25 protein-coding genes, 1 tRNA gene and 1 pseudogene are annotated in these 22,668 nt (G+C 66.3%); 11 read left to right on the top strand and 16 right to left on the bottom strand.

What is annotated here, in order from left to right; genetic code table 11:
* Positions 1–3 precede the first annotated feature (3 nt).
* The 6 genes from ODR01_RS13800 to ODR01_RS13775 all read right to left on the bottom strand — a co-directional run bounded on the left by ODR01_RS13800 (position 4) and on the right by ODR01_RS13775 (position 4,559).
* Positions 4–615, bottom strand: a complete 612-nt coding sequence (locus tag ODR01_RS13800; protein WP_316978255.1) for a Maf family protein — start codon at positions 613–615, stop codon at positions 4–6.
* A 35-nt stretch (positions 616–650) separates the two neighbouring features.
* On the bottom strand, positions 651–869 hold the full coding sequence (gene infA / locus ODR01_RS13795; protein WP_316978254.1) for a translation initiation factor IF-1: 219 nt from the start codon (positions 867–869) through the stop codon (positions 651–653).
* A 136-nt stretch (positions 870–1,005) separates the two neighbouring features.
* Complete coding sequence (locus tag ODR01_RS13790; RefSeq protein ID WP_316978253.1) at positions 1,006–1,452, bottom strand: arsenate reductase ArsC; 447 nt, start codon at positions 1,450–1,452, stop codon at positions 1,006–1,008.
* Positions 1,453–1,456: 4 nt separating this feature from the next.
* Positions 1,457–1,930 carry a UPF0262 family protein gene (locus ODR01_RS13785; RefSeq protein WP_316978252.1) on the bottom strand — a complete coding sequence of 158 codons (474 nt, stop codon included), beginning with the start codon at positions 1,928–1,930 and terminating at the stop codon, positions 1,457–1,459.
* 6 nt (positions 1,931–1,936) lie between these two features.
* The gene (gene hisD / locus ODR01_RS13780; RefSeq protein WP_316978251.1) at positions 1,937–3,241 is read right to left on the bottom strand and encodes a histidinol dehydrogenase; all 1,305 of its coding nucleotides are present in this window, start codon (positions 3,239–3,241) and stop codon (positions 1,937–1,939) included.
* A 127-nt stretch (positions 3,242–3,368) separates the two neighbouring features.
* Positions 3,369–4,559: an acyl-CoA desaturase gene (locus ODR01_RS13775; protein ID WP_316978250.1), complete on the bottom strand. Its 1,191-nt coding sequence runs from the start codon at positions 4,557–4,559 to the stop codon at positions 3,369–3,371.
* 243 nt (positions 4,560–4,802) lie between these two features.
* On the opposite strand from ODR01_RS13775, the gene ODR01_RS13770 reads away from it, so the two are divergent.
* Positions 4,803–5,675 carry a universal stress protein gene (locus ODR01_RS13770; protein WP_316978249.1) on the top strand — a complete coding sequence of 291 codons (873 nt, stop codon included), beginning with the start codon at positions 4,803–4,805 and terminating at the stop codon, positions 5,673–5,675.
* Positions 5,676–6,024: 349 nt separating this feature from the next.
* On the opposite strand, the gene ODR01_RS13765 is transcribed toward ODR01_RS13770, so the two are convergent.
* The 5 genes from ODR01_RS13765 to ODR01_RS13745 all read right to left on the bottom strand — a co-directional run bounded on the left by ODR01_RS13765 (position 6,025) and on the right by ODR01_RS13745 (position 8,530).
* Positions 6,025–6,369 carry a hypothetical protein gene (locus ODR01_RS13765; protein WP_316978248.1) on the bottom strand — a complete coding sequence of 115 codons (345 nt, stop codon included), beginning with the start codon at positions 6,367–6,369 and terminating at the stop codon, positions 6,025–6,027.
* Positions 6,370–6,485: 116 nt separating this feature from the next.
* Positions 6,486–6,917, bottom strand: a complete 432-nt coding sequence (locus ODR01_RS13760; protein WP_316978247.1) for a hypothetical protein — start codon at positions 6,915–6,917, stop codon at positions 6,486–6,488.
* 168 nt (positions 6,918–7,085) lie between these two features.
* The gene (locus ODR01_RS13755; protein WP_316978246.1) at positions 7,086–7,418 is read right to left on the bottom strand and encodes a hypothetical protein; all 333 of its coding nucleotides are present in this window, start codon (positions 7,416–7,418) and stop codon (positions 7,086–7,088) included.
* A 389-nt stretch (positions 7,419–7,807) separates the two neighbouring features.
* Positions 7,808–8,170: an SPW repeat protein gene (locus ODR01_RS13750; RefSeq protein ID WP_316978245.1), complete on the bottom strand. Its 363-nt coding sequence runs from the start codon at positions 8,168–8,170 to the stop codon at positions 7,808–7,810.
* A gap of 195 nt (positions 8,171–8,365) precedes the next feature.
* Positions 8,366–8,530 (bottom strand): FmdB family zinc ribbon protein, encoded by a 165-nt coding sequence (locus ODR01_RS13745; protein ID WP_316978244.1) that lies wholly within the window; start codon positions 8,528–8,530, stop codon positions 8,366–8,368.
* 175 nt (positions 8,531–8,705) lie between these two features.
* Here ODR01_RS13745 and ODR01_RS25250 point away from each other — a divergent pair.
* A pseudogene (locus ODR01_RS25250) lies at positions 8,706–9,188 on the top strand (FkbM family methyltransferase); the annotation flags it as partial.
* Between the two features lie 13 nt (positions 9,189–9,201).
* Positions 9,202–9,486 (top strand): hypothetical protein, encoded by a 285-nt coding sequence (locus tag ODR01_RS13740; RefSeq protein ID WP_316978243.1) that lies wholly within the window; start codon positions 9,202–9,204, stop codon positions 9,484–9,486.
* Between the two features lie 24 nt (positions 9,487–9,510).
* On the opposite strand, the gene ODR01_RS13735 is transcribed toward ODR01_RS13740, so the two are convergent.
* The 3 genes from ODR01_RS13735 to ODR01_RS13725 form a co-directional block, all read right to left on the bottom strand.
* Positions 9,511–9,729: a hypothetical protein gene (locus ODR01_RS13735; RefSeq protein ID WP_316978242.1), complete on the bottom strand. Its 219-nt coding sequence runs from the start codon at positions 9,727–9,729 to the stop codon at positions 9,511–9,513.
* Positions 9,730–10,101: 372 nt separating this feature from the next.
* The gene (gene murA / locus ODR01_RS13730) at positions 10,102–11,388 is read right to left on the bottom strand and encodes a UDP-N-acetylglucosamine 1-carboxyvinyltransferase (protein WP_316978241.1); all 1,287 of its coding nucleotides are present in this window, start codon (positions 11,386–11,388) and stop codon (positions 10,102–10,104) included.
* Positions 11,389–11,533: 145 nt separating this feature from the next.
* Entirely contained in the window at positions 11,534–11,722 is a 189-nt protein-coding gene (locus ODR01_RS13725) for a hypothetical protein (protein ID WP_316978240.1), read from the bottom strand.
* Between the two features lie 117 nt (positions 11,723–11,839).
* Here ODR01_RS13725 and ODR01_RS13720 point away from each other — a divergent pair.
* Positions 11,840–11,914, top strand: a tRNA-Thr gene (locus ODR01_RS13720).
* Positions 11,915–11,971: 57 nt separating this feature from the next.
* Here ODR01_RS13720 and ODR01_RS13715 read toward each other — a convergent pair.
* A complete protein-coding gene (locus ODR01_RS13715) occupies positions 11,972–13,174 on the bottom strand; it encodes an ROK family transcriptional regulator (RefSeq protein WP_316978239.1) in 1,203 nt (400 codons plus the stop codon).
* Positions 13,175–13,278: 104 nt separating this feature from the next.
* Between ODR01_RS13715 and ODR01_RS13710 the strand changes: the two genes are divergently transcribed.
* From ODR01_RS13710 to ODR01_RS13690, 5 genes are all read left to right on the top strand, one after another.
* Complete coding sequence (locus tag ODR01_RS13710; RefSeq protein ID WP_316978238.1) at positions 13,279–14,034, top strand: glucosamine-6-phosphate deaminase; 756 nt, start codon at positions 13,279–13,281, stop codon at positions 14,032–14,034.
* A 45-nt stretch (positions 14,035–14,079) separates the two neighbouring features.
* On the top strand, positions 14,080–15,267 hold the full coding sequence (locus tag ODR01_RS13705; RefSeq protein WP_316978237.1) for an N-acetylglucosamine-6-phosphate deacetylase: 1,188 nt from the start codon (positions 14,080–14,082) through the stop codon (positions 15,265–15,267).
* Positions 15,264–16,247 carry a TRAP transporter substrate-binding protein gene (locus ODR01_RS13700; RefSeq protein ID WP_316978236.1) on the top strand — a complete coding sequence of 328 codons (984 nt, stop codon included), beginning with the start codon at positions 15,264–15,266 and terminating at the stop codon, positions 16,245–16,247. Before ODR01_RS13705 ends, ODR01_RS13700 begins: the two co-directional genes overlap by 4 nt.
* 102 nt (positions 16,248–16,349) lie before the next feature.
* Positions 16,350–16,853 (top strand): TRAP transporter small permease, encoded by a 504-nt coding sequence (locus ODR01_RS13695; protein ID WP_316978235.1) that lies wholly within the window; start codon positions 16,350–16,352, stop codon positions 16,851–16,853.
* On the top strand, positions 16,850–18,142 hold the full coding sequence (locus ODR01_RS13690; protein WP_316978234.1) for a TRAP transporter large permease: 1,293 nt from the start codon (positions 16,850–16,852) through the stop codon (positions 18,140–18,142). Before ODR01_RS13695 ends, ODR01_RS13690 begins: the two co-directional genes overlap by 4 nt.
* An 8-nt stretch (positions 18,143–18,150) precedes the next feature.
* On the opposite strand, the gene ODR01_RS13685 is transcribed toward ODR01_RS13690, so the two are convergent.
* Positions 18,151–18,972 carry a sugar phosphate nucleotidyltransferase gene (locus ODR01_RS13685; RefSeq protein ID WP_316978233.1) on the bottom strand — a complete coding sequence of 274 codons (822 nt, stop codon included), beginning with the start codon at positions 18,970–18,972 and terminating at the stop codon, positions 18,151–18,153.
* A 175-nt stretch (positions 18,973–19,147) separates the two neighbouring features.
* Here ODR01_RS13685 and ODR01_RS13680 point away from each other — a divergent pair, with 175 nt between their 5' ends.
* Together ODR01_RS13680 and ODR01_RS13675 are read left to right on the top strand one after the other, a co-directional pair.
* Positions 19,148–20,935 (top strand): assimilatory sulfite reductase (NADPH) flavoprotein subunit, encoded by a 1,788-nt coding sequence (locus ODR01_RS13680; RefSeq protein WP_316978232.1) that lies wholly within the window; start codon positions 19,148–19,150, stop codon positions 20,933–20,935.
* A 12-nt stretch (positions 20,936–20,947) separates the two neighbouring features.
* The gene (locus tag ODR01_RS13675; protein ID WP_316978231.1) at positions 20,948–22,666 is read left to right on the top strand and encodes an NADPH-dependent assimilatory sulfite reductase hemoprotein subunit; all 1,719 of its coding nucleotides are present in this window, start codon (positions 20,948–20,950) and stop codon (positions 22,664–22,666) included.
* Positions 22,667–22,668: the final 2 nt, after the last annotated feature.

Raw genomic sequence — 22,668 nt, 5'->3', positions numbered from 1 at the left:
GGATTATGGGGCCGAACGGGGGGCGTAGCCCAGCCCTTTCAACAGGGCCGCCGTCTCGAACAGCGGCAGGCCGACGACGTTGGAGTAGGAGCCGACGATCTGGCGCACGTAAAGCGCCGCCAGCCCCTGGATGGCATAGCCGCCGGCCTTGCCCCGCCACTCGCCGCTGGCGAGATAACGGTCGACCTCGGCGGGTTCCAGCCGCTTGAAGGTCACCGCCGTCACCACCAGCCGGCTGACCAGCCGGCCCGTCGGATCGATCAGCGCGACGCCGCCCATCACCCGGTGGCGACGGCCCGACAGCAGCGCGAGGCAGGCCCTGGCCTCCCCCTCCTCCTCGGCCTTGGGCAGCACGCGCCGCCCGCAGGCGACCACGGTGTCGGCGCCCAGCACGAAGGCGCCGGGAAACTGCGAGGCGATGGCACCGGCCTTGGCCTCGGCCAGCCGGCGGGCCACGTCGCGGGGCAGTTCGCGCGGGCGCGGGCGCTCGTCAATCTCGGCGGGAACGATGCGATCGGGGGCCAGGCCGACCTGGGTCAACAGGTCGCGCCGACGCGGCGATGCCGACGCGAGCACGAAAAGCGGCTTCTCGCGATCGGTCCGGTCGTCGGACATCCTTGGCTCTCCGAAGCCGGCCGAAGCGGGCGCGGCTATTTGAAGCGGAAGGTGATCCGACCCTTGGTCAGATCGTAGGGCGTCATTTCGACGTTGACCTTGTCGCCGGCCAGGACACGGATGCGGTGCTTGCGCATCTTGCCGGCGGTATGAGCCAGGATCTCGTGGTCGTTGTCCAGCTTCACCCGGAACATGGCGTTGGGCAGAAGCTCGGTCACGACCCCGCTGAATTCAAGCACCTCTTCTTTGGCCATATATCCCTTCTCTGTTGTGGTTGCGGCGGGCTCAAAGTGGCCGTCCGGGCCGCCCCGGTCAAGTGTTTTCCAAAGTTTTCCGGCTGTTGTTCCGGCGCCTCCCGCATGGCTCCGCCCGGAAAATCGGCGGTGCCGCTCACAGATCGGCCGTCGGCGCCAGGGGGAAACGCTCCTTGATGCGGCGCATCAGCTGGTCGCGCACGTCGCGATAGGCCTGCAGGCGCACCTCGCGGTTTTCGTCGTCGATCATCGAGGGATCGAAGGTGGGCCAGAATTCCACCTCGCAGGCCATGACGCGCGTCATCTCGACGGCCTTGTGCTGGGCCTGGGGCGACAGCGAGACGACGACGTCGTAGCTGGTATCCTCGAGCGTCTCGAAAGTCTTGGGCCGATGACCGCTGATGTCGATGCCGATCTCGTCCATGACGGCGACGGCGAAACCGTCGACCTCGCGCTCGTGGACGCCCACCGAGTCGACGTAGATCTGGCGGCCGTGCAGGAACTTGAGGATGGCCTCGGCCATCGGCGAGCGGATCGAGTTGTTGGTGCAGGCGAACAGGACGGCGGATGGCAGGTCCGGCATCGCCCTATCCCCGGATATGCAGCACGCACAGGAGGGTGAACAGCCGGCGCGCCGTGTCGGTGTCGATCCTGACCTTGCCGGCCAGGCGCTCGGCCATCAGCGTCGAGCCCTCGTTGTGCAGCCCTCGCCGGCCCATGTCGATGGCTTCGATGCGCGACGGGCTCAGCGTCTTGATGGCGTTGAAGTAGGTCTCGCAGACCGTGAAGTAGTCCTTGATCAGACTGCGGAAGTCGCCCAGCGGCAGCGAGAAGCTGACCAGCGGCCGGTCCGCCTCGTCGTGCACGTTGAAGATGAGGCTGCCGCCCTCCAGGCCCAGGTGCAGGACGAACGGCCCGGCGAAATCGCCCACCGGCTCGAAGACGTTGGCCTCGAGCAGGTCGTGGACGGCGACCCGCCGTTCATGTTCGACATTGGGGCTGAGACGCACCCGCCGGTCGTCCTCCAGCACCAGGTCCTTGATGCAGGGGGCGCCGGCCACGGTTCCTCAATCGGCCGGGCCGGCGTTGAGGCGGATCGCCACCGACAGCGCGTGGGCATCCAGGCCCTCGGCCCGGGCCAGCGTCACGGCGGCCGGCCCCACCGCCGCCAGGCTGGCGGCGTCGCCGCCGACCAGCGACGTGCGCTTGAGAAAATCGAGCACGCCCAAGCCCGAGGAGAACCGGGCGCTGCCCGAGGTCGGCAGCACGTGGTTGGGCCCGGCCACGTAATCGCCCACCGCCTCGGGCGTGAAGCGGCCGATGAAGATGGCCCCGGCGTTGCGGATGCGCCCGGCCAGCGCCCCGGCATCTTCGGTGGCCAGTTCCAGGTGCTCGGGCGCCAGGCGGTCGACCAGGGCGGGCGCCTCGTCGAGGCTGCCCACCACGACGACGGCGCCGAAATCGCGCCAGCTGGCGCCGGCGATGTCGGCGCGCGGCAGCGTCTTCAGGTGCCCTTCCAGCGCCCGCTCGACGGCTTCGGCGAACGCGGCGTCGTCGGTGATCAGCACGGCCTGGGCGGCGCGGTCGTGCTCGGCCTGGGACAACAGATCGGCGGCGATCCACGCCGGATCGTTGAAGCGGTCGGCCACCACCAGAATCTCGGACGGCCCGGCGATCATGTCGATGCCGACGGTGCCGAACACCTGGCGCTTGGCCTCGGCCACATAGGCGTTGCCGGGCCCGACGATCTTGTCCACGGGGGCGATGGTGGCGGTGCCGAAGGCCAGCGCCGCGACCGCCTGGGCGCCGCCGATGCGATAGATCTCGTCCACCCCGGCGATGCGGGCGGCGGCCAGCACCAGCGGGTTGAGCACGCCGTCGGGGGCCGGCACCACCATGACTAGGCGCGGCACGCCCGCCACCTTGGCCGGCAGCGCGTTCATCAGCACCGAGGAGGGATAGGCGGCAAGCCCGCCCGGCACGTACAGCCCGGCGGCCGCCACCGCCGTCCAGCGATAGCCCAGCCTGAGGCCGACGGAATCGACGTAGTTCAGGCCTTCCGGCAATTGGCGGCGGTGATAGTCGGCGATGCGCCCGGCCGCGAGGTCGAGCGCCGCCAGGGTGTCGGGCGCGCAGGCGGCGACGGCGGCCTCGACCTCGGCGGCCGAAACCTTCAACGTGGCGGCGGTCAGCTTGAGGCGATCGAACTTCTCGGTGAAGGCGATGACGGCCTCGTCGCCCCGCTCGCGCACGGCCTTCAGGATCTCGGCCACCACCGGTCCGACATGGGCCTCGGCCTCGCGCTTGGCGGCGACCAGCGCCGCGAACCGCTTCTCGAAATCCCCGTCCCGCGAACTGAGCCGTACCGGCATCGACCGTCCTTCTCCCGCTGTCATCCTTCGCACGCGCCAAAACCCGCGGCTTTCGCCGCGCGCTTTGGCATTCATACCGGGTTTCGGCCGGGACCGCCACAGGACCGTGAGGCGGCGGCGCGGGGTATCAGGCGCCGGCAGGGGTCTCCGCCGGCCGGCCCAACGCCATTTCGCAGACCGTCTCGATCAGCCGCTGGCGGGCCCGCTCGACGATATCGTTGATCGACGGCGTGTCGACGAACATCGCCGCCGCCTGCGCCTTGATCTCGGCCGCCGTCGGCATGGCGGGAAGATGAACGCTCTGGAGGAACTGGGCCAGTTCCAGGCGCGCCGATTCGACCGACCGGCCGCCGGTCAGGGCGGCCCAGCGCCCGGCCAGCGCGGCCCTGACGTCGGCGACGATGCGCTCGGCCTCGAAACGGGCGGCCAACTGGCCGGCCGCCTTCTCGACGACGGCGCGCCCCAGGCGCTGCTCGGCCCGCACCACCTCGGCCGGCGGCACGCGCAGGTCGCTGACCAGGCCGACCGCCGCCAAGCCCTTCAGCAGGTAATAGCTGACGTCGATCTCGTACCAGCGGAAGCCCTGGCAGGCCGCCCCCTGGTAATGATGATGGTTGTTGTGCCAGCCCTCGCCGAAGGTGATGAGCGCCAGCCACCAGTTGTTGCGCGACTGGTCGGCCGTCAGATAGCGACGGCGGCCGATGACGTGGGCCAGCGAATTGATGGCGAACGTGGCGTGCCAGACCGCCACCGTCGACCAGAAGAAGCCGACCACCAGGCCCGACCAGCCGGCCGCCGCCAGGACCGTCAGGCCCAGCACCACGGCCGGCAGGTAGGGATGGCGATCCAGCCACACCAGCTCGGGGAATTTGGCCAGGTCGGGCACGGCGGAAAGCTCGGTCCTGGCATAGCGCTCGGTGAAGATCCACCCCATGTGGGCGTGCCAGAAGCTTCTCAGCACCGGCGAATGGACGTCCTCCTCGGTATCCGAGAAGCGGTGGTGGTGGCGGTGGTTGGCCGCCCACCACAGGATGCCGCGCTGGGCCGAGGACTGGGCGATGAAGGCCAGGATGAACTGGAAGACGCGGCCGGTCTTGAAGGTGCGATGCGAAAAATAGCGATGATAGCCGGCGGTCACCCCGAACATGCGCAGCGCATAGAGCCCGAAGGCCAGCGCGACGTCGGCCGGCGACACGCCGGTCCACACGGCGGCCAGGCAGGCGAGGTGGGCCAGGACGAACGGTACCGTCTCGGCCAAGCAATAGGAATCGGCGACGGCCCGCAGCCGAGCCGTCGGAAGGCGAAACAAACCAGGCATGGGGGAATCAACTCGCAGCCAAAGGGGGAACTGGTCGCCATCGCGTCACGGTCCCCTTCGGCATGCCGGGGCCCCTTCGAGGGCCGGCCTCCGTCCGCGTCGTCGATGTCCATGCTCTTAGGTGGGGACGCCGCCGGCCCATTGCCAGCCGCATGACGTTCGGCGGGCCGTCCCCGTCGAGGCCGAAACATGATATACTGGGGAACGGCCGAAGCTGCTGATTCCGACATGAGGAGGTGTGCCATGTCGATGAGAGCATTGCTCGCGGTTCTGGACTATCGTGCCTCCAACCGTTCTCTCCTGGAGACGGTCTGCGCCTTCGGGTCGCGCTGGCAGGCCAGGCTGGAGGTCCTTCTTCCCTATCCCGGCCTCTGGAATCCGGACCTGATGTCGGTCGCCGACGAATCGATGCGTGAACGCATCGAGCAGGCGGTCACGCAGGTGCACAATCACGAGGCGTCGTTCCTTGGCAAGGCCCGCCAGGAGTTCGATGACAGTTGCCGGCGCTTCCATCTTCCCGCCGTTGCCGACGAGACGGCGCCGCCGCCCTCGGCCCACTGGGACGCCTACACCGACTTCGACCGCGGTTGCCGGGTGGTGCGCCAGGCCAGGCTGGCCGACCTCGTTTTCGTCGGGCGCCCGGTCGCCGACAGCGGAGCCGGCTACGAGGACCTCATCAACCAGATTCTCGACGGCTCGGGCCGGCCCATCCTCGTGGTGCCGCCGCGTCCCGCCGCCGCCGCGTACGGGCGAATGGCCATCGCCTGGAACGGCAGCGCCGAGAGCGCCAGGGCCGTCGCCGCGGCGATGGATCTGATCGGGGCCGCCGACGCGGTGGACATCATCGTCGCCGAGAGCGCCCGCACGCCGGGCTCGGCCGGCCGGCGCCTCGGCGCCTATTTGGCCTGCCATGACATCCAGGCGGGCCGCCATGTCCTGGCGGACCGCCGCAACCGTTCGGCCGGCGAGGCGATCCTCGACAAGTGCGCCGAGATGAAATCGGACCTGCTGGTGATGGGGGCTTATACCCACACCCGCCTGCAGGAGCGAATGTTCGGGGGCGTCACCCGCCACGTCATGGCGCACGCCCAACTGCCGGTGCTGATGGCCCGTTGAGGCCGATGCGGCGGCGGGACACCGCAATGGGGGGGCGGGGACGCCCCGCCCCCCCTATCGGGTTCACACATCTCGGCTGGTAGCGAAAGCCGCATAAATTCGCCCTCTCCGCCGCACGGCGGGGGAGAGGGCGGGGACCCGTCGCGCCAGCGATGGGGAGGGTGAGGTGGAGGTGCCGCCGTCGTGTTCGCGGGGGGAATGCCCGAAATCCCCACCTCACCTCCCTTGATCCGGCTCCGCTGGACCGACCCTCTCCGCCCCCTGGGGGCGGAGAGGGAGATAAGCACGGTGTCCGAGATGCGTGAATCCCGTAGCCGCCCCCCGGAGCATGGGATGTCGATTGCCTGCGCTATTCGGCCGCCGGTACCGGCTGTTCCAGCGTGGCGAAAAGCCCCGCCGCCTCGTTGTCCAGTCCGCTCCGCCGATGGATGGCGCGAACGCCATAAACGCCGGCCGCCGCAATGGCGGCGGCCAGGACGGTCGACACGACGCCGAGATCGGACCCGCCGACGAAGAAGAGAAGAACCATCACGACTCCAACCCCCGCCAGGGTGGCGAGGGCGACGCTCGTCGTCTCGCCCCCGATCCAGCCGCGGGCGCCGGCCGAAAGCATCCCGTTATAGAAAATCGCGCGCGAGGCGACGGTGAAGACCGCGCCCAGAACGACGAAGGCGACGCCGAAAACAAAAAGCATGGTTATTTCCCTTTTTCCGCCATGACGCCGGACGCGGACGCGCCCTTGGGAGCGTCACGGCATGACCGCTGATGTGTTGGAATTTTCGGGTTCGCCCGGCGACGGGCGCGCCCGGATCAGACGGCGCGGAAGGGAGGGCCCTGCGGGACGCAGGGATTGTACGGCGCCGCCACGGCGGCGACGGCCGAGACGCGCGGCAGGGCCGGCGGCCAAGGGGCGTCCGGATGCGGACGCCAGGGCGAATCGACGGCAAGCGTGTCGGGATCGGGCCCCGGCGAGCCGGCCGGCGCGGCCTTCCAGCGATGGGAAGAGACGATCGCCGGAGCCTTCGCCAGACGGGAATGCGCCTGCGAATTGGGAAGCCGGGCGTTGAGCCAGGGCGATGCGGTGTCGGTCAGCATCGGCCCGGCATCGGTGCCCAGGACCACGGGCGGCGGCAGCGCGGGGGTCAGGGCGGCGCCGAGCAGAAGGACGAGGAGCGCCAGCAGAACGCCGCCACGGCCCTTGATGGCCGCGCCGCGCAACGCCATGCCCACCCGCCCGATCATCCGTCGTCCGCTCCCGGCCATGCCCTTCCGGGGCCGGCCATGAACCGATGTGCTGGGGACAATGCGTAGTCCGGGGGCGCCCCCCCGTCAAGATGGGAGGATTCCGGGGCGCGCGACCCGCAACCCTCCCCGCCGGCGGGACGGAGAGGAGACGTTGAGGGTTCGCCGTCAGGCCGGGTGGCCGGCGGATATGTGCGGGTGGTCGTGACGGCTTCGTTGCCGCCTGGCGATCGAGCGTACGGCAAAAACGCCGGCCGCCGCGATGGCCAGGGTCAGAAGCGCCTCGGCCGCCCCGAAGGTCTGGGTTTTGAATTCGACGACGAACAGGAACAGGATCATCAGCCCGCTGCCCACGAACATCGCCAGGATGACGCTAAGAACCGCGTTGTTGACCAGCCGCCGAAGCGACGCCGGCCCGATGCGGTCCTGAAAGATCATGGCCGCCCACGCGGCGACGGTTATGCCGATGATCAGAAAGGCCACGCCAACGACGAACAACATGGTCGCTCTCTCCTCTTCACGCCCCGGCTCCGGGGGCCGAAAAGGCCCGGCGGCGCCGTCAGGCCGGCGTTGATCCGTGCGAGCGACGGAACGCGCCCGAGCGGAGAGAGGATTCCGAACCGGCGTCGCCGGAACCCCCTGCCGCCGCGGCACGCCGCGCCGGCAGGTCCGTCCGTTCGTCGCCCGCCCCGCCCGCGCCGTCACGAACGGCGCCGGCGGATGCCGTAATATACAACCGCCAATATACGCGACACGACATCAAAAAGTCAAGCGTACAGGCCCATTCTGACCGAATGGATGGCCTTACCTGGCGCCTCTGGTCAGATGAAAATCAACCGCAGATCGTTACCAGCCCCGGCCGCCGGCAGGGGCCGGCCGGCCGTTTCGCCTCAGGCGTGAGCCTGCACGTCGTGGACGTCGTAGATCGACCACAGCGCCATCAGGCCGACGACGACGCCGACCGCGATCTGGTTCCATACCGCGGCCCCGACCACGTCGAAGCCGAGCACCCATGGCGCGGCAACCAGCCAGACGCCGAAGAGCACGCTCAGCCATTCCTCCCACTCATGGAAGTCCAACAGGGCGAGAACGGCGAAGACCGCGATGACGACGCCCATTCCATAGGCGTTCCACGTCGCCGCGGGAACCGGGGCGTCGGTAAGGACCCACGGGGAAACGAACAACCATCCCCCGATGATCAGATTGGCGATGTCGCGCCACCGTGTCTTGAGAACGTCGCTTGCGTTACGCATGGCTACACATCCTCCTTCACGAAGCGACATGTAACGCGCGCACCCGACGGGCGTCGGGCGCCGCCGGCAACGGTGCCGGCCGTTCCCGGCGACAATGATCTGGGCGGCTCCGGCCCTTCCGTCAATCCCGCCGGCGCCGGAATCTATTCCCTTATTTCAACGCCTTGGGACGTTCCCGCGCCGGACCGCCCGCCCTCAGGTCTTCTTGCCGGTGATCACCTGCACCGGGCCCGGCACCCAGGCCACCGATTTGCCCCCACACTTGGGGCAGGGCGGCTTCTCCTTAATGTGTTCCGCAAGGCTTTGAACGACGTTGAAGGTCTTGCCGCAGGACTCGCAATGATAGGAATACGTCGGCATGAACGCCTCCTCGCAACAAGAAGCCCGACCGTCGACCATTCTACCGCTTCGCCGGGGCGAAGACCAGTTGGGGCGGAGCGGAACGCGACCGGCCCGGGACGGCCGCCCATCCGGGACAGGTCGGGTTCCTTGCCGTGTCGCGTCTGCGGAACCGTAGCCCTCGGAGCTATGCATCATGACGCTTGAATTCCCCAACCCGAACCCACGCCTGGGCGCCCTGCTGTCGACCTTGCTCTCGGAGCCCAAGCGCGGCTATCGCATCGTCGATATCGGGGCGCGGGGTGGCGCCGGCGGGCTGTGGGCGCCCTTCGCCGGGTTTTGCGACGTCATCGGCTTCGATCCCGACGAGCGGGAATGCGCCAGGCTGAACGCCGAGCCGGACAACGCCCATCATCGCTTCTATCCCTATGCCGTCGGCATGACCGATGGCCCCCGGGACTTCCACGTCACGCAGTTCCCCTATTCGTCGGGGTTCTATCGCGGCAATCCCAAGTGGCTCGATCGTTTTCCCTTCACCACGCTCAAGGTCCGCTCCACCGTCCAGGTCGACGCCGTCAGCCTCGATACCTTCGTCGCCAGGGAAGCCGTCGATCGGGTGGATTTCGTCAAGGTCGATGTCGAGGGGGCCGAACTCGATGTCCTGCGCGGCGCCGGCCGGATGCTGTCGGAGTGTGGCGCTCGATCCCCGGCCTTTCGGGCAGGCCTTTACCGGCGACGCGCTCTATTTTCGCGACCCGGTCGGAGAGCGCATCGAAGGCCGGACCTCAGTCTCCTGGACGTGGGATCGCCTGTTGCGGCTGTGCGGCCTGTTCGACGTCTTCGACTACGGGGACAGCGCCATCGAGATCCTGGAGCAATTCCGCGACAGCCTGGCCGGGCATTGCGCCGTGGACGAGGCGATCGACCTGTCGACGCCGTTGGTTGCGGGACACTGCCGTCGCCGCCTCGGCTCTTGACTTTTTCCTATAATAGGATTATAGTCAGAATCCTTTCTTTTCGATCCCGACACGCGAGGAGATGTCACCATGCCCAAGGGCGCCAACGGCTTGATCCATCGCCAGGAACGCTTCCGCCGCGATTCCACCGCCGGCTTCCACGCCGCCCGCGCCGAGGCCGGCGACGGGCCGGACGTGCCGCTGGGCACGCTCGAAAGCGTCTTTCGCGGCGCCCTCGGGGACCGCCACGACCAAGCGGCTCAAGCCCTTGAATCAAAAAGCGAAAATGGCAAAATGACGAGAAATGACGAGGTTTTTTTCGGCCGATCCGGAAAATTCCGTTTATTTATAAAGAGTTGCCGGATCCGAGCGAAACCGGATTCTCGTCATTTCCGGGGTCGGGAAGGACAGGGTCACCGATCCCGGCGCCGGGAACCTATTATGCCGTCATTCCGGACACGACTTTCCTCCAAATCTTTGATTTGGAAAGGAAAGTCAGTGATCCGGAATCCAGAGTCCAGGCGTCCCGGAACGGCTTCTGGATTCCGGATCGCAAGGCTCGCAACCCGGAAATCCGGAGATTTCCGGGCTCGCCTAACGTCCGGAATGACGAAAATACCGTTATGAGTCAATGCTCTAGTCGGAAAGCCGTTCGATGTCGGCGCCGCAGGCAGCCAGCTTTTCCTCGATGCGTTCGTAGCCGCGGTCCAGGTGATAGACGCGGTTGATCACCGTCTCGCCACTGGCCGCCAGGCCGGCCAGGATGAGCGACACCGAGGCCCGAAGGTCGGTCGCCATCACCGGGGCGCCGGAAAGCTTGGGCACCCCGCGCACGATGGCCGAAGACCCGTGCACGTTGACGTTGGCCCCCATGCGGCACAGCTCGGGCACGTGCATGAAGCGGTTCTCGAAGATGGTCTCGGTGATCATCGAGGCGCCCTCGGCCACCGTCATCAGGGCCATGAACTGGGCCTGCATGTCGGTGGGGAAACCCGGATAGGGCTCGGTCATGGCGTCGGCCCCGCGCAGCGCCCCATTGGCGCGGCTGACCCTGATTCCGTCGGGGATCTCCGAGATCTCGACGCCGGCCTTGCGCAGCACTTCGACCAGGGCCTCGATGAGGTCGAAACGGGTGCCCTTCAGGGTGACGTCGCCGCCCGAAATGGCCGCCGCGATGGCATAGGTCCCGGTCTCGATGCGATCGGGCACCACCGCATGGTGGGCGCCGTGCAAGGCCTTTTGGCCGCGGATGGTGACCGTGCCTCGGCCGATGCCCTCGATGTCGGCGCCCATGGCGACCAGGCAGCGGGCGAGGTCGGCCACCTCGGGTTCGCGGGCGGCGTTGGTCAGCGTGGTTTCGCCGTCGGCCAGGGCGGCGGCCATCAGGGCGTTCTCGGTGGCCCCGACGCTGACCATCGGGAACACGATGTTGGCGCCCTTGAGCCCCTTGGGCGCGGTGGCCTCGACGTAGCCCTCGCGGATGTCGATGACGGCCCCCATCTTGGCAAGCGCCGAGAGGTGCAGGTCCACGGGGCGCGTGCCGATGGCGCAGCCCCCCGGCAGCGACACCCGGGCCGCCCCGGCGCGCGCCAGGAGCGGGCCCAGCACCAGCACCGAGGCCCGCATCTTGCGCACCAGGTCGTAGGGCGCCGTGGTATTGGCGATGGCCGCCGCCGTCAACTCGAAGGTGCGCCCGGCGTGGCCGCCGTTGGGGGCGTGGCCGTTCATGGCGATGTCGACCCCCAGTTCGGCCAGCAGGTGCGCCATGGTGGTGATGTCGACCAGGTGCGGCAGGTTGGAGAGGGTCAACGTCTCCTCGGTCAGCAGGCTGGCGGCCATCAGGGGCAGCGACGCGTTCTTGGCGCCGCCGATCGGAATTGAGCCCGTGAGAGGCTTGCCGCCGCGAACGACGATGCGATCCATGGAGGAGTCCTTGTGTTCGTCGGCCGGGACATCCGGCCGGGTGCCGCGCCGATGCGACCGGCCGCAGGGGCCGGCGCGAATCGCCGCCGCGGGTTTTAGCCCATGCGCCCGCCCGCCTCAAGTACGGGCATCCCCGCGCGGCCGGTTATTCCGAAGAGGCTTCCGGCGGCGCCTCGCCGGCGGCGACGGCCTCGGCCTGGCGGGCGCGGGCCTGCTCCTTGCGCCGCTGCAGGTTCTCGCGCAGCGCCGCGGCCAGCCGGCGGCGGCGTTCCTCCATGCGCTGGCGCGATTTCTCGGCCCTTGCCGGACGCTTCGGCCGGCACAGCTCGGACATGGCCTCGGCCCTCCCGAAACGGTGGTTTTCCGGCATCCTGGGCATCGCCTGGGGAAACGTCAAGGGGCGCTTGCGTTGGTCGGTCCACTGTGGCATGGTGCGCCCCGATTTCCCGGTGCCGCCGTAGCTCAGGGGTAGAGCACGCCCTTGGTAAGGGCGGGGTCCACAGTTCAATTCTGTGCGGCGGCACCACCTATCCCCTGAAAATAAGAGATTCCTCCGTGTTGCGGCTTTCCGGCACGCGCCGCATCAGTCGGGGAGGTTCAGATGATCGCGCAGTGCCGCCTCGAAGAACGGGGCTGCGGCGCCGATGATCTCGTCCGCCGCAACATGCCTTGCGGTGGCCAGTTTCAGGTCTTTCCTGGCGTAGGTGGGAAGCAGGCCGAGCAGGCCGGTCCTCAGACGATCGAAGATGCCCGCATCCTGCACGAACGGCCCCGTCACGACGATGGTCCGGGCGAACAACACCATTTGAAGATCGTGCAAGGCAGTGACGAAACGTTCGGTCGCCCGCCGAATGACTGTGCACTTGGCCAGATCCATCCGCGCCAGGAAATCCTCGAAGGCCCATTCATCGCCCGGCGCATCCGGATAGGCGTGCCGGATTTCCGGGAGAATGGCCCAGAGGGCGGCTTCGGTTTCCAGGCAGCCGCGTTTTCCGCACAGGCATTGGCGGTCCATCTGCGCGCCGCCGAGCCAGTGACCCAGTTCACCGAATCCTCCGCCATGGGGCCGCAAGATCTGGCCGTCATGGGCATAGGCAGCGCCGATTCCGAATCCCCAGTGGACGAACAGGGTCCCTCCCTCCGCCGCTTCCGGATGGACGGTAAGGTAATGTTCAAGCTCGACATTGAGGTTCTTGCTGACCAGCACCTTCAGGCCGCTCCGCCGGGCCAGTTCCCCGAAGGTCATCTCCCTCATCCTCGGCCACCGGGAGGAAAAGATCCAAACGCCCGAAAGCTCGTCGACCAACCCGGGCAAGGCCAGAACGATCCCCTCCAGGTCCATGCCAGGCGTCACGCACGGCCGGAGTTCCTCGACCAACGAAGCGAACAGGGTCTCCAGATCGGCGTTTTCCGCCATGAAATCGATCGGTCGATCGACCTTTCTTTCGGCCCGAACGTTGCCCGCCATGTCGACCAGGGTGGCGCGGACCGTGTTGGACACCACATGCACGACTATGGCGGCAAAGCGGTCGGGCACCGGCGTCAGGGGGATCTCCCGACGGCCCTTGCGGTTCTCAACGAAGGGTTCACCCTCGCGGACCAGACGGTGTTCCAGCAGGCCGGCCACCAGGGCCGACACCGTGGCGGGGCGGATTTTCAGGTCACTGGCGATCTGCTTGCGGGTGACCTCCGGCGACGCGCAGATATGGGTGTAAATCCTGGCCTTGTTTCGGTCCGCCGCGGTCGCCACCGCGGGAGGGTCCCAATGATTCAGACGGCCGAGCATTCCTCCCTCTTTCCGCCAAAAGGTCCAACAGCGAAAATTGACCTTGATTTGATTACACCATAAGTTATTAAATCAGTGCAAGGTTCAGGTTGAGGAGGAGTCCGGTGCAGGTCTATCGACGCGATACCGCCCAGGAAGCCGGCCGGGATGGCGCCATTCGCGGCGCCGAAGCGATCCGCAAGGCCATTGCGAGCAAGGGAAAGGCCGCCATCATCCTGGCCACCGGCGCAAGCCAGTTCGATTTGCTGGCCGCCCTGGTTGAACTCCCCGGCATCGATTGGTCGAAAGTCACGGCATTTCACCTGGATGAATACATCGGCCTTCCCGAGAGCCATCCGGCCAGCTTCCGCAAATACCTGAAGGAGCGATTCCTCGCCAAGGTCCCCGACCTTGGCCGTTTCGTGTTCGTGGAAGGCGACGCCGCCTATCTGGAGGGCGAACTGGCCCGCCTGGGGAACGCGATTGTGCGAGACCCGATCGATGTCGCCTTTGTCGGCATCGGCGAGAATGGCCATCTGGCATTCAACGACCCGCCGGCCGATTTCGAAATTGAAACCCCCTACATCGTCGTCGAGTTGGACGAACCTTGCCGGCGCCAGCAAATGGGCGAGGGTTGGTTCGCGACGCTGGACGATGTGCCGGCCCGGGCAGTGTCGATGTCGATCCGACAAATCATGAAGAGCGCAACCATCATCTGCACCGTGCCCGATGCTCGTAAGGCGCCCGCCGTGAAGGCCTGCCTGGAGGAACCGGTGTCGAACCTGAGGCCCGCCTCGATCCTGCGCGACCATGCCGACGCCCATCTGTATCTGGATGCGGCTTCCGCCTCCCTACTTTCGTCTTCCTCCACAGGCACCTGACGGGCCATGGCATTCATCGCACGAGCCGCATCTTCGACTTTCAGGGTGTATTTCGGCGATGAGGCGCCTCGGTTCGACATTGCCGTCGATGCGCATGGACGGATCGATTCCGTTCTGCCCTGCCGCCCCGCGGAGACCACGCCAATCCGCGCGCCCTGCGTCACCTGCGGCCTCGTGGACATCCAGGTCAACGGCTTCGCGGGCGTTGATTTCAATGCCGCCACATTACCGCCGGCGACGTTCGAGGGCGCGCTTCACGAACTCCTGGCTTGCGGGGTTACCCGGTTTCTGCCGACGCTGATCACCGCGGACGAGGACGACTTGGTGGAGCGCCTCGATGCCCTCGACCGCGCCATCGCCGCAAGCGCTCTCGGACAGCAGATGGTGATGGGCTATCATGTCGAGGGGCCCTTTCTTTCGACGCAGGGCGGATATTCCGGCTGCCACCCGGCCGATGCCATGAAGCCGGCTTCGTTGGCGACGGTCGAACGCCTTCTGGCCGGCCGCCGCAAGCCGATCCGCATCCTGACCATGGCTCCGGAGGTGCCCGGCGTCATCGAGTTGATTCCCATCCTCCGCGCCCGCGGCATCACCTGCTCCATCGGCCATACCGCCGCCGACGCCGAAACCATTCACAGGGCCGTCGAGGCCGGGGCGACCTTGTCCACCCATCTCGGCAATGGCCTACCCCACCAGCTTGCGAAAAACGACAACCCCCTGTTCTCCCAGCTTGCCGAAGACGGGCTGTTCGCCGGCTTCATCGCCGACGGCATCCACATCCCGTCGGCCGTTCTTCGCAGTTGGCTGCGAGCCAAGACGGTGCGCCGCTCCATCCTGACGTCCGATGCCGCCGCCGCGGCCGGACCGAACACGCCGGCTGGGATCTATACCATCGGCGAAGCGCGGATCGAGCGCAGCCCGGACGGCGTGGTCCGCATCCCCGGGTCGCCGTACCTGGCCGGATCGTCGGTATCGATGGACCAAATGGTCCGCAACGTCATGGCGTGGTTCGACTTCGGATGGGATGACATCCTGCGGCTCTGCCGCGTCAATCCGCTGCACGCGATCGCAGAGACGCGGAGTGTACCGGCAATCGGCGAATGGGCCGATTTCATTGAATGGATCGATGGCGAGAACGGGCCGCAAATCGCGCGGGTCCATCTCGGTCCATGGATATGGAGCAACACGCCTCGACCGAACCTTCCACATGGGGAGCAGGAGAAGAGATCATGAAATCGAAAACCTTCTGGGGCCTCGGCCTCGTCGCCATCGCCGCGATGGCATTGGGCGGAATCCATCCGGCAAGCGCCGCCAAGATCACGATGCGCCTGGCCGAGAACCAGCCGGAAAACAATCCGGTTTCCGTCGCCATGCATCACTTCGCCAAGCTGGTCAAAGAAAAGACCAACGGCGAAATCGAGGTGTCTGTCTATACCGCCGCCCAACTTGGCCAGGAGCCCGAGACCATCGAGCAGGCCCAGCTTGGCGCGATCGAATTTGCCCGCGTGAACAGCGTGGTGGTCGGCAACGTGGTCAAGGAAGTGGGCGTCTTCACGCTGCCTTACGTGTTCCGTGACATCGACCACAAGTTCAAGGTGCTCGACGGCAAGATCGGCAAGGAGGTCGATGCCGCGCTCGAGAAGCAGGGCCTGGTCAATCTCGGTTACATGGAGGCCGGAACCCGCTCCTTCTATACGATCAAGGGCAAGCAGATCAAAAGCCTGAGCGACCTCAAGGGCAAGAAGATCCGCGTCCAGCCGGCGCCGATCTCGATCCAGATGGTCAAGCTGCTGGGTGCCACGCCGACCCCGATGAACTATGGCGAGGTTTACTCGGCCCTTGAGACCGGCGTCATCGACGGGGCGGAGAACGACTATGTCAGCTATGTGACCTCCGGCCACTTCGAGGTCGCTCCCTTCTTCACCGAGGACAACCACCTGAGCCCGCCGGCGATGCTGTTGATGAGCAAGGACAAGCTGGATTCCCTTTCGAAGGAACACCGGACGGCCGTCCTGGCCGCCGGCATGGAAGCCGCCATCTTCGAGCGCGATCTCATGGTCAAGGGCAACGAAGAGGCCAAGAAGAAAGCCATCGCCGCCGGCGTCGTCATCACAACCATCGACAACGCGCCGTTCCGCAAGGCGGTCAACGAAATCTATGCGACGTTCCCCGACTACGCGGACATGCTCAAGCGGATCGAATCCGTCAAGTAACGCCCGCAATGCCTTGCCGCGGGGACGACCACCCGTCGCCCCCGCGGTTTTCCGGTCGCATGGGTTCTGAAAGGACGGGCGGATGGCGAGGAAGAAGTAGGTATGATCCGGCGGATCGTTGTCTTCATCGACCATACGGTGGTGTATCTCTGCGCCATCCAGTTGATCGCCATGCTGGCGATCATCTTTTCACAGGTCGTGTTGCGCTACGTGTTCAACGATCCGACCAGTTGGTCTGAGGAACTGACCCTGCTGATCCTGATCTGGTTCGGCTATATGAGCATGGCGCTGGGGTTCGGGCACAACTACCACATCGCGCTCCATTCGTTGACCCGCAACTTGCCGGACGCCGCCATTCGGGTTTTGCAGATCCTGTCCGACGTGCTGATTCTGATCCTCGCCGGACTGATGATCCATTACGGCGGCGTGCTGGTTGCCAAGACCGCCATCCAGAGCATGCCCGCCCTCGGGATATCGAAAGCCGTTCTCTATTACAGCCTGATCCTGTCGGGTGGCCTGACCGCCTTCTACGCCGGCATACACCTGTTCCGGCCGGACGCCTTCGCCGCAACCTCGATCATCGAGCGGCTGGAGGGATCTGAATGACCACGGACGCCACCGCGCTGATCATCTTGTTGGCGGCTTTCTTCGGGCTGATCCTGATCCGGGTGCCCATTGCCGTCGCCCTGATCGCCGCCTCGGTGACCTGTGGACTGTACCTGGACATTCCCCTGGTGGTGCTGCTGCAGAAGATGGTCTCCGGCTTGAACAGCTTCACGTTCCTTGCCGTCCCCTTCTTCATCATCGCCGGCGAACTCATGAGCGACGGCGGCATGTCGGACAAGATCATCAGGCTTGCCGACGCCGTCGTCGGCAAGGTGCGCGGTGGCCTGGCCATGGTCAATGTGCTGGCGAGCATGCTGTTCGGCGGGATTTCCGGTTCCTCGGTGGCCGACGTGTCGGCTATCGGCACCTTTCTCATCCCCCTGATGAAAAAGAAAGGGTATCCCGCCGATTTCGCGACCGCGGTAACCGTCTCGGGTTCGGTGCAGGGCATCATCATCCCGCCCAGCCAGAACATGATCTATTACGCCCTCGCGGCGGGAGGTCTGTCGATCAGCAAACTGTTCATCGCCGGCTATATCCCGGGCATCCTGTTCGGTTGCAGCCTGATGACGGTGTGCTACGTCATTGCCGTCCTGAAGAAGTTTCCGCGCGGCGATACCTATTCCCTGCGACAATCCCTCCGCATCTTCCTCGATGCGATCGCCGGCCTGTTCGTCATCTTCATCATCATCGGCGGCATCCTGTTCGGCATTTTTACCGCCACCGAGTCGGCCGCGGTCGCCTCGGTCTACGGCCTGATCATCACCGTGTTCGTTTACCGGTCCCTGGGCCCGCGGGACGTGCTGAACGTTTTCCTGCGCTCGCTGAAGACCTTGTCGATGATCATTGCCATCATCGGGGCGTCATCGGTCTTTGCCTTCCTGCTGGCCTGGCTGAAGGTTCCGGTGATGGTATCGGCATTTTTCACCAGCGTTTCCAGCGATCCGCTGGTCGTCATGCTTATGGTCAACCTGCTGCTGCTGGTTCTGGGCATGCTGGTCGATATGGGAATCCTGATCCTGCTGATGACCCCCATCCTGCTGCCGGTGGTGACCGCGGTCGGCTTCGACCCGATCCATTTCGGCATCATCATGATGGTCAACCTGGGAATCGGCCTGTGTACGCCGCCGGTTGGCACGTCACTGTTCGTCGGCTGCTCGATCGCCCGCATCAGCATCGAGGACGCCGTCAAGGGCTTCACGCCCTTCTATCTGACGATGCTTGCCATTCTCACGCTGATCATCCTGGTCCCGGAACTGTCGCTGTGGCTTCCGTCCAAGATGCGTTGAGCGGTCGCCTATTGTATCGCCGCTTTCCGTCGTCCCCGCGGTACCGGTTCGGACCGGGGCAAAGCAGCGTCGGCGACATCGAAGAGCGCGCGGTGCCGATCGACGAACCGGCACAGTTCCAGGCCGGCTTCGGCCGGCAACGCCTTCATGCGGGCCAGCAAGGCCTCGACGTCGCTTAACGCTTCTTCCGGAGTATGCCGGGCCTGGTTCCGCGCCAAGGCGATCAACCGGTCGGCCTCGTCGGTTGCGAAGGGCGCCTCGGTCGCGACCTCGATGGCGAAATCGTAGAATTCCAGGAGCAGGGCGACGGTTTCGCGGCGCATGACGTAAACGCCGGCATTGACCAGCCCGGGCCCGCCCGTTCCGCGCTCGTGAAACTCGTCCACCCGCCCGTCCTTGAGAGAAACCGTGCCCGACCGAGCCGTATCGTCCAGCCGACGCAGGGCCATGCTGACCATCCATTCTTCTCCCGACTGGTCGAGACGGGCGGGATCGACGTCGAACAGCGTATCCCCGTTCATCAGGACCCAGCGCGCCGGCAGCTGCGCCGAGGCCTGGCGCAACGCCCCCGCCGTCCCCATGGGTTCGGCCTCGACGTGGCAGCGTACCGGCACGCCATTCCAGGGCCGGGCGTGATAGGACGCCACGACCTTTCCGGCGAGATGCCCGGCAAGCAGCAAAATCTCGTCGGCCCCAAGGCAGACCGCACGATCGAGCAGGTAGTCGAGAAACGGCCGGCCGCCCACCGGCAGCAATGGCTTCGGCGTGTCGGCGGCGAGCGAGCCCAGGCGCGTTCCCTTGCCGCCCACCAAAAAGATCCAGAACGCCATGCCGGGCAACCCGTCGCCCGCGAATCAATCTACCGTCGCAGAATGTTGTTGACTGAATTTATATCGTATTTATATAGTTAAATATAAATAATATACACATTTTAATTTGTATATTATACCTTTTCGTGGCCGTGCGCCGGAGCTGCGGCCCTCCTTAGCCCCGTCAGGAAAGCTCATGTCGACTCTTGCCGCCCCCGTCATCCCCGTTACGGCGCCCTTCGAGCGCGAACAGATCGACCTGCTCAACCGGGTGATGGCCGACACCGACGCCGAACAGCGGGTTTGGCTGAGCGGCTTCCTGGCCGGCTATCAGGCGGCCGGGCGGCCGGTCGAAACGGCGGCGCCGACGACCGTAGCGCGCCAGCCGCTGACCATCCTGTTCGCCACCGAGTCCGGCAACGCCGAAGAATTGGCCGCCGACGCCAAGAAGGCGGCGGCCCGCCAGGGCTTCGCCGCGACGGTTGCCGACATGGCCGACGCGACCCCGGCGGACATCGCCAAGACCCGCAACCTTCTCGTCATCGCCAGCACGTGGGGGGAAGGTTCGCCGCCGGAGCGCGCGACCGGCTTCTATAACGCCCTGATGGCCGAGGATGCGCCCCGCTTCGAGGGCGTGCGCTTTGCGGTCCTGGCGCTGGGCGATTCCGCCTACGTGAATTTCTGCGAAACCGGCAAGCGCATCGACGCCCGGCTGGCCGAGCTGGGCGGCGAGCGGATGGCCGAGCGCATCGACTGCGACCTCGACTTCGAGGCACCGGCCGCCGCGTGGATCGGCAAGGCGCTGAACCGCCTGGGCGAGCCCAACGAGGCCGCGCAAGCGGGCAGCGGCGGAGACGTCATCCAACTGGACACCCGACGGCCCGCCGCCTATTCGCGCAGCCACCCCTTCGAGGCCGAAGTCGCCGACATCGTCGACCTGAACAGCAGCCGTTCGGATAAGGAGACGCTCCACGTCGAACTGTCGCTGGCCGGGTCGGGGCTTGCCTACGAGCCGGGCGATTCGCTGGGCATCGTGCCCGTCAACGACCCGGCCATGGTCGAGGCGGTACTGAAGGCCGCCCGCATCGATGGCGGAGCTGCGGTCGAGGGGGTCCCGGTTGGCCAACTGCTGGCCGAACGCTATGACATCACAACGCTGACGCGCCCCGTCATCGAGGCTTACGGCCGGCTGACCGAGGACGCCAAGCTGCAAGCCCTGGCCGAAGGCGCCGATCTTCTTCCCTACCTGGAAGGGCGGCAGATCGTCGACCTGCTGGAGGACTTTCCCCACGGCCTGACGGCCGAGCAGCTGGTGGGCGTCCTCCGCACGCTGCCGCCGCGCCTCTACTCCATCGCGTCGAGCCTGAAGGCGGCGCCGGACGAGGCCCACCTGCTGATTTCCGCCGTGCGCTACGAAAGCCACGGCCGGGCACGCAGGGGCGTCGTCTCGACCTTCGTCGCCGACCGCGTGGCCAAGGGCGACCGCCTCAAAGTTTACGTCAAGCCGAACCGCCATTTCCGGCTGCCGGCCGACACCGGGCGCGACGTCATCATGATCGGCCCCGGCACCGGCGTCGCCCCCTTCCGCGCCTTCCTCCAGGAACGTCAGGCCACCGGCGCAAAGGGGCGCAACTGGCTGTTCTTCGGCGACCGCCGCTATGTCCACGATTTCCTCTATCAGCTCGACTGGCAGGATTTCGTGAAGGAGGGCGTGCTGGATCGCATCGACGTCGCCTTCTCACGCGATGCCGCCGAGAAGGTCTACGTCCAGCATCGGCTGTGGGAGCGACGCGGTGACGTGTTCTCGTGGCTGGAAGGCGGCGCCCATCTTTACGTCTGCGGCGACGAGAAGCACATGGCCAAGGATGTGCACGCGACGCTTAAGGCCATCGTGGCCGATGTCGGCGGGCGTTCGGAAGCGGACGCCGAGGCCTATCTGGCTGGGCTCGCCAAGGCCGGCCGCTATCAGCGCGACGTCTACTGAGGGAAGGCCGCCATGTCCGAAACCCTGTCGAAGAACGAGACCATCAAGGAGGCCAGCCGCTATCTGCGCGGCACCATCGCCGAGGGCCTGGACGAAGCGGTGACCGGCGGCATCGTCGAGGACGACCAGCAGCTCACCAAGTTCCACGGCATCTATCTTCAGGACGACCGCGACCTGCGCCCGGAACGGCGGCGCAAGCGGATGGAGCGGGCCTTCGGCTTCATGGTGCGGGTGCGCGTGCCGGGCGGCGTCACCACACCGGCGCAATGGCTGGAAATGGACCGCATCGCCGACGCCTACGGCAGCGGCACCCTGCGGCTGACCACGCGGCAGGCGTTTCAGTTCCACGGCATCATCAAGACCAACCTGAAACGGTCCATCCAGGCGATCAACGGCGCGCTGCTGGACACGCTGGCGGCCTGCGGCGACGTCAACCGCAACGTCATCTGCAACCCCAATCCGCATGAATCGCGGGCATCAGCGGCGGCCCACGAACTCGCCCGCGCGCTCAGCGAGCACCTGCTGCCGCAAACTCCGGCCTACCACGAGATCTGGCTGGAGGGGGAAAAGATCCTCGACACCTCGGAGGGCCGGGTGGTCGAACCGATTTACGGGTCGAAGTATCTGCCCCGCAAATTCAAGATCGCGGTGGCGATTCCGCCCGGCAACGACGTCGATGTTCTGGCCCACGACCTCGGCTTCATCGCCATCGTCGACAAGTCCGGATCGGTGGTCGGCTACAACGTCAGCGTCGGCGGCGGCATGGGGATGACCCACGGCGAGCCCGAGACCTTCCCGCGGCTGGCCGACGTCATGGCCTTCTGCACGCCCGAACAGGCCGTCGACGTGGCCGAGAAGGTGGTGACCGTGCAGCGCGATTTCGGGGATCGCGCCAACCGCAAGCACGCCCGTCTGAAATACACCATCGAGGACCGCGGGCTTAAGTGGTTCAAGGCCGCGGTGGAACGCCGCCTGGGCTACGCGCTTGAGCCGCCACGCCCATTTTCGTTCGACAGCACAGGCGACCGCCTGGGCTGGACCAAGGACCATCGCGGCCGCTGGAACTACGCCATCGCCATCGAGAACGGCCGCGTGAAGGACACCCCCGATCGCCCCATGAAAACGGGCCTCAGGGAAATCGCCAAGGTGCTGAAGGACGGCGACTTCCGCCTGACCCCCAACCAGAACGTCGTCGTCGCCGGAATGTCGGCCCGCCAGAAGCCCGGCATCGAGCGCCTGCTCAAGGAATACGGCCTGACCAACGACTTCAGCGGGCTCCGGCTCAACGCCATGGCCTGCGTGGCGCTGCCGACCTGCGGCCTGGCGTTGACCGACGCCGAGCGTTACCTGCCGTCGCTGGTCACGGAACTGGAGAACGTGATGGAGCGGGCGGGGCTGCGCGACGACGCCATCGTCATCCGCATGACCGGCTGCCCCAACGGCTGCGCCCGGCCCTACATCGCCGAGATCGGCCTCGTCGGCCGCAACCCCGGCCGCTACAACCTCTATCTGGGAGCGGCCTTCGACGGCACCCGGCTCAACAAGCTCTACCGCGCCGACGTCGATCACACCGGCATCGTCGCCGCCCTGACGCCCCTGATCGAGTCCTATGCCAGGGAGCGCGAGGACGGCGAGTGCTTCGGCGATTTCGTCATCCGGCGGGGTCACATCAGGCCGACGACGGCCGGCAACCGTTTCCACGCCGACCTGCCCGAGGGCGCCAACGCCTGACC

It is taken from the genome of Shumkonia mesophila, assembly GCF_026163695.1.
Classification (GTDB): domain Bacteria; phylum Pseudomonadota; class Alphaproteobacteria; order Rhodospirillales; family Shumkoniaceae; genus Shumkonia; species Shumkonia mesophila.
Note: the sequence above shows the minus strand (reverse complement) of the source record. Positions and strands in the feature narration are given on the sequence as shown.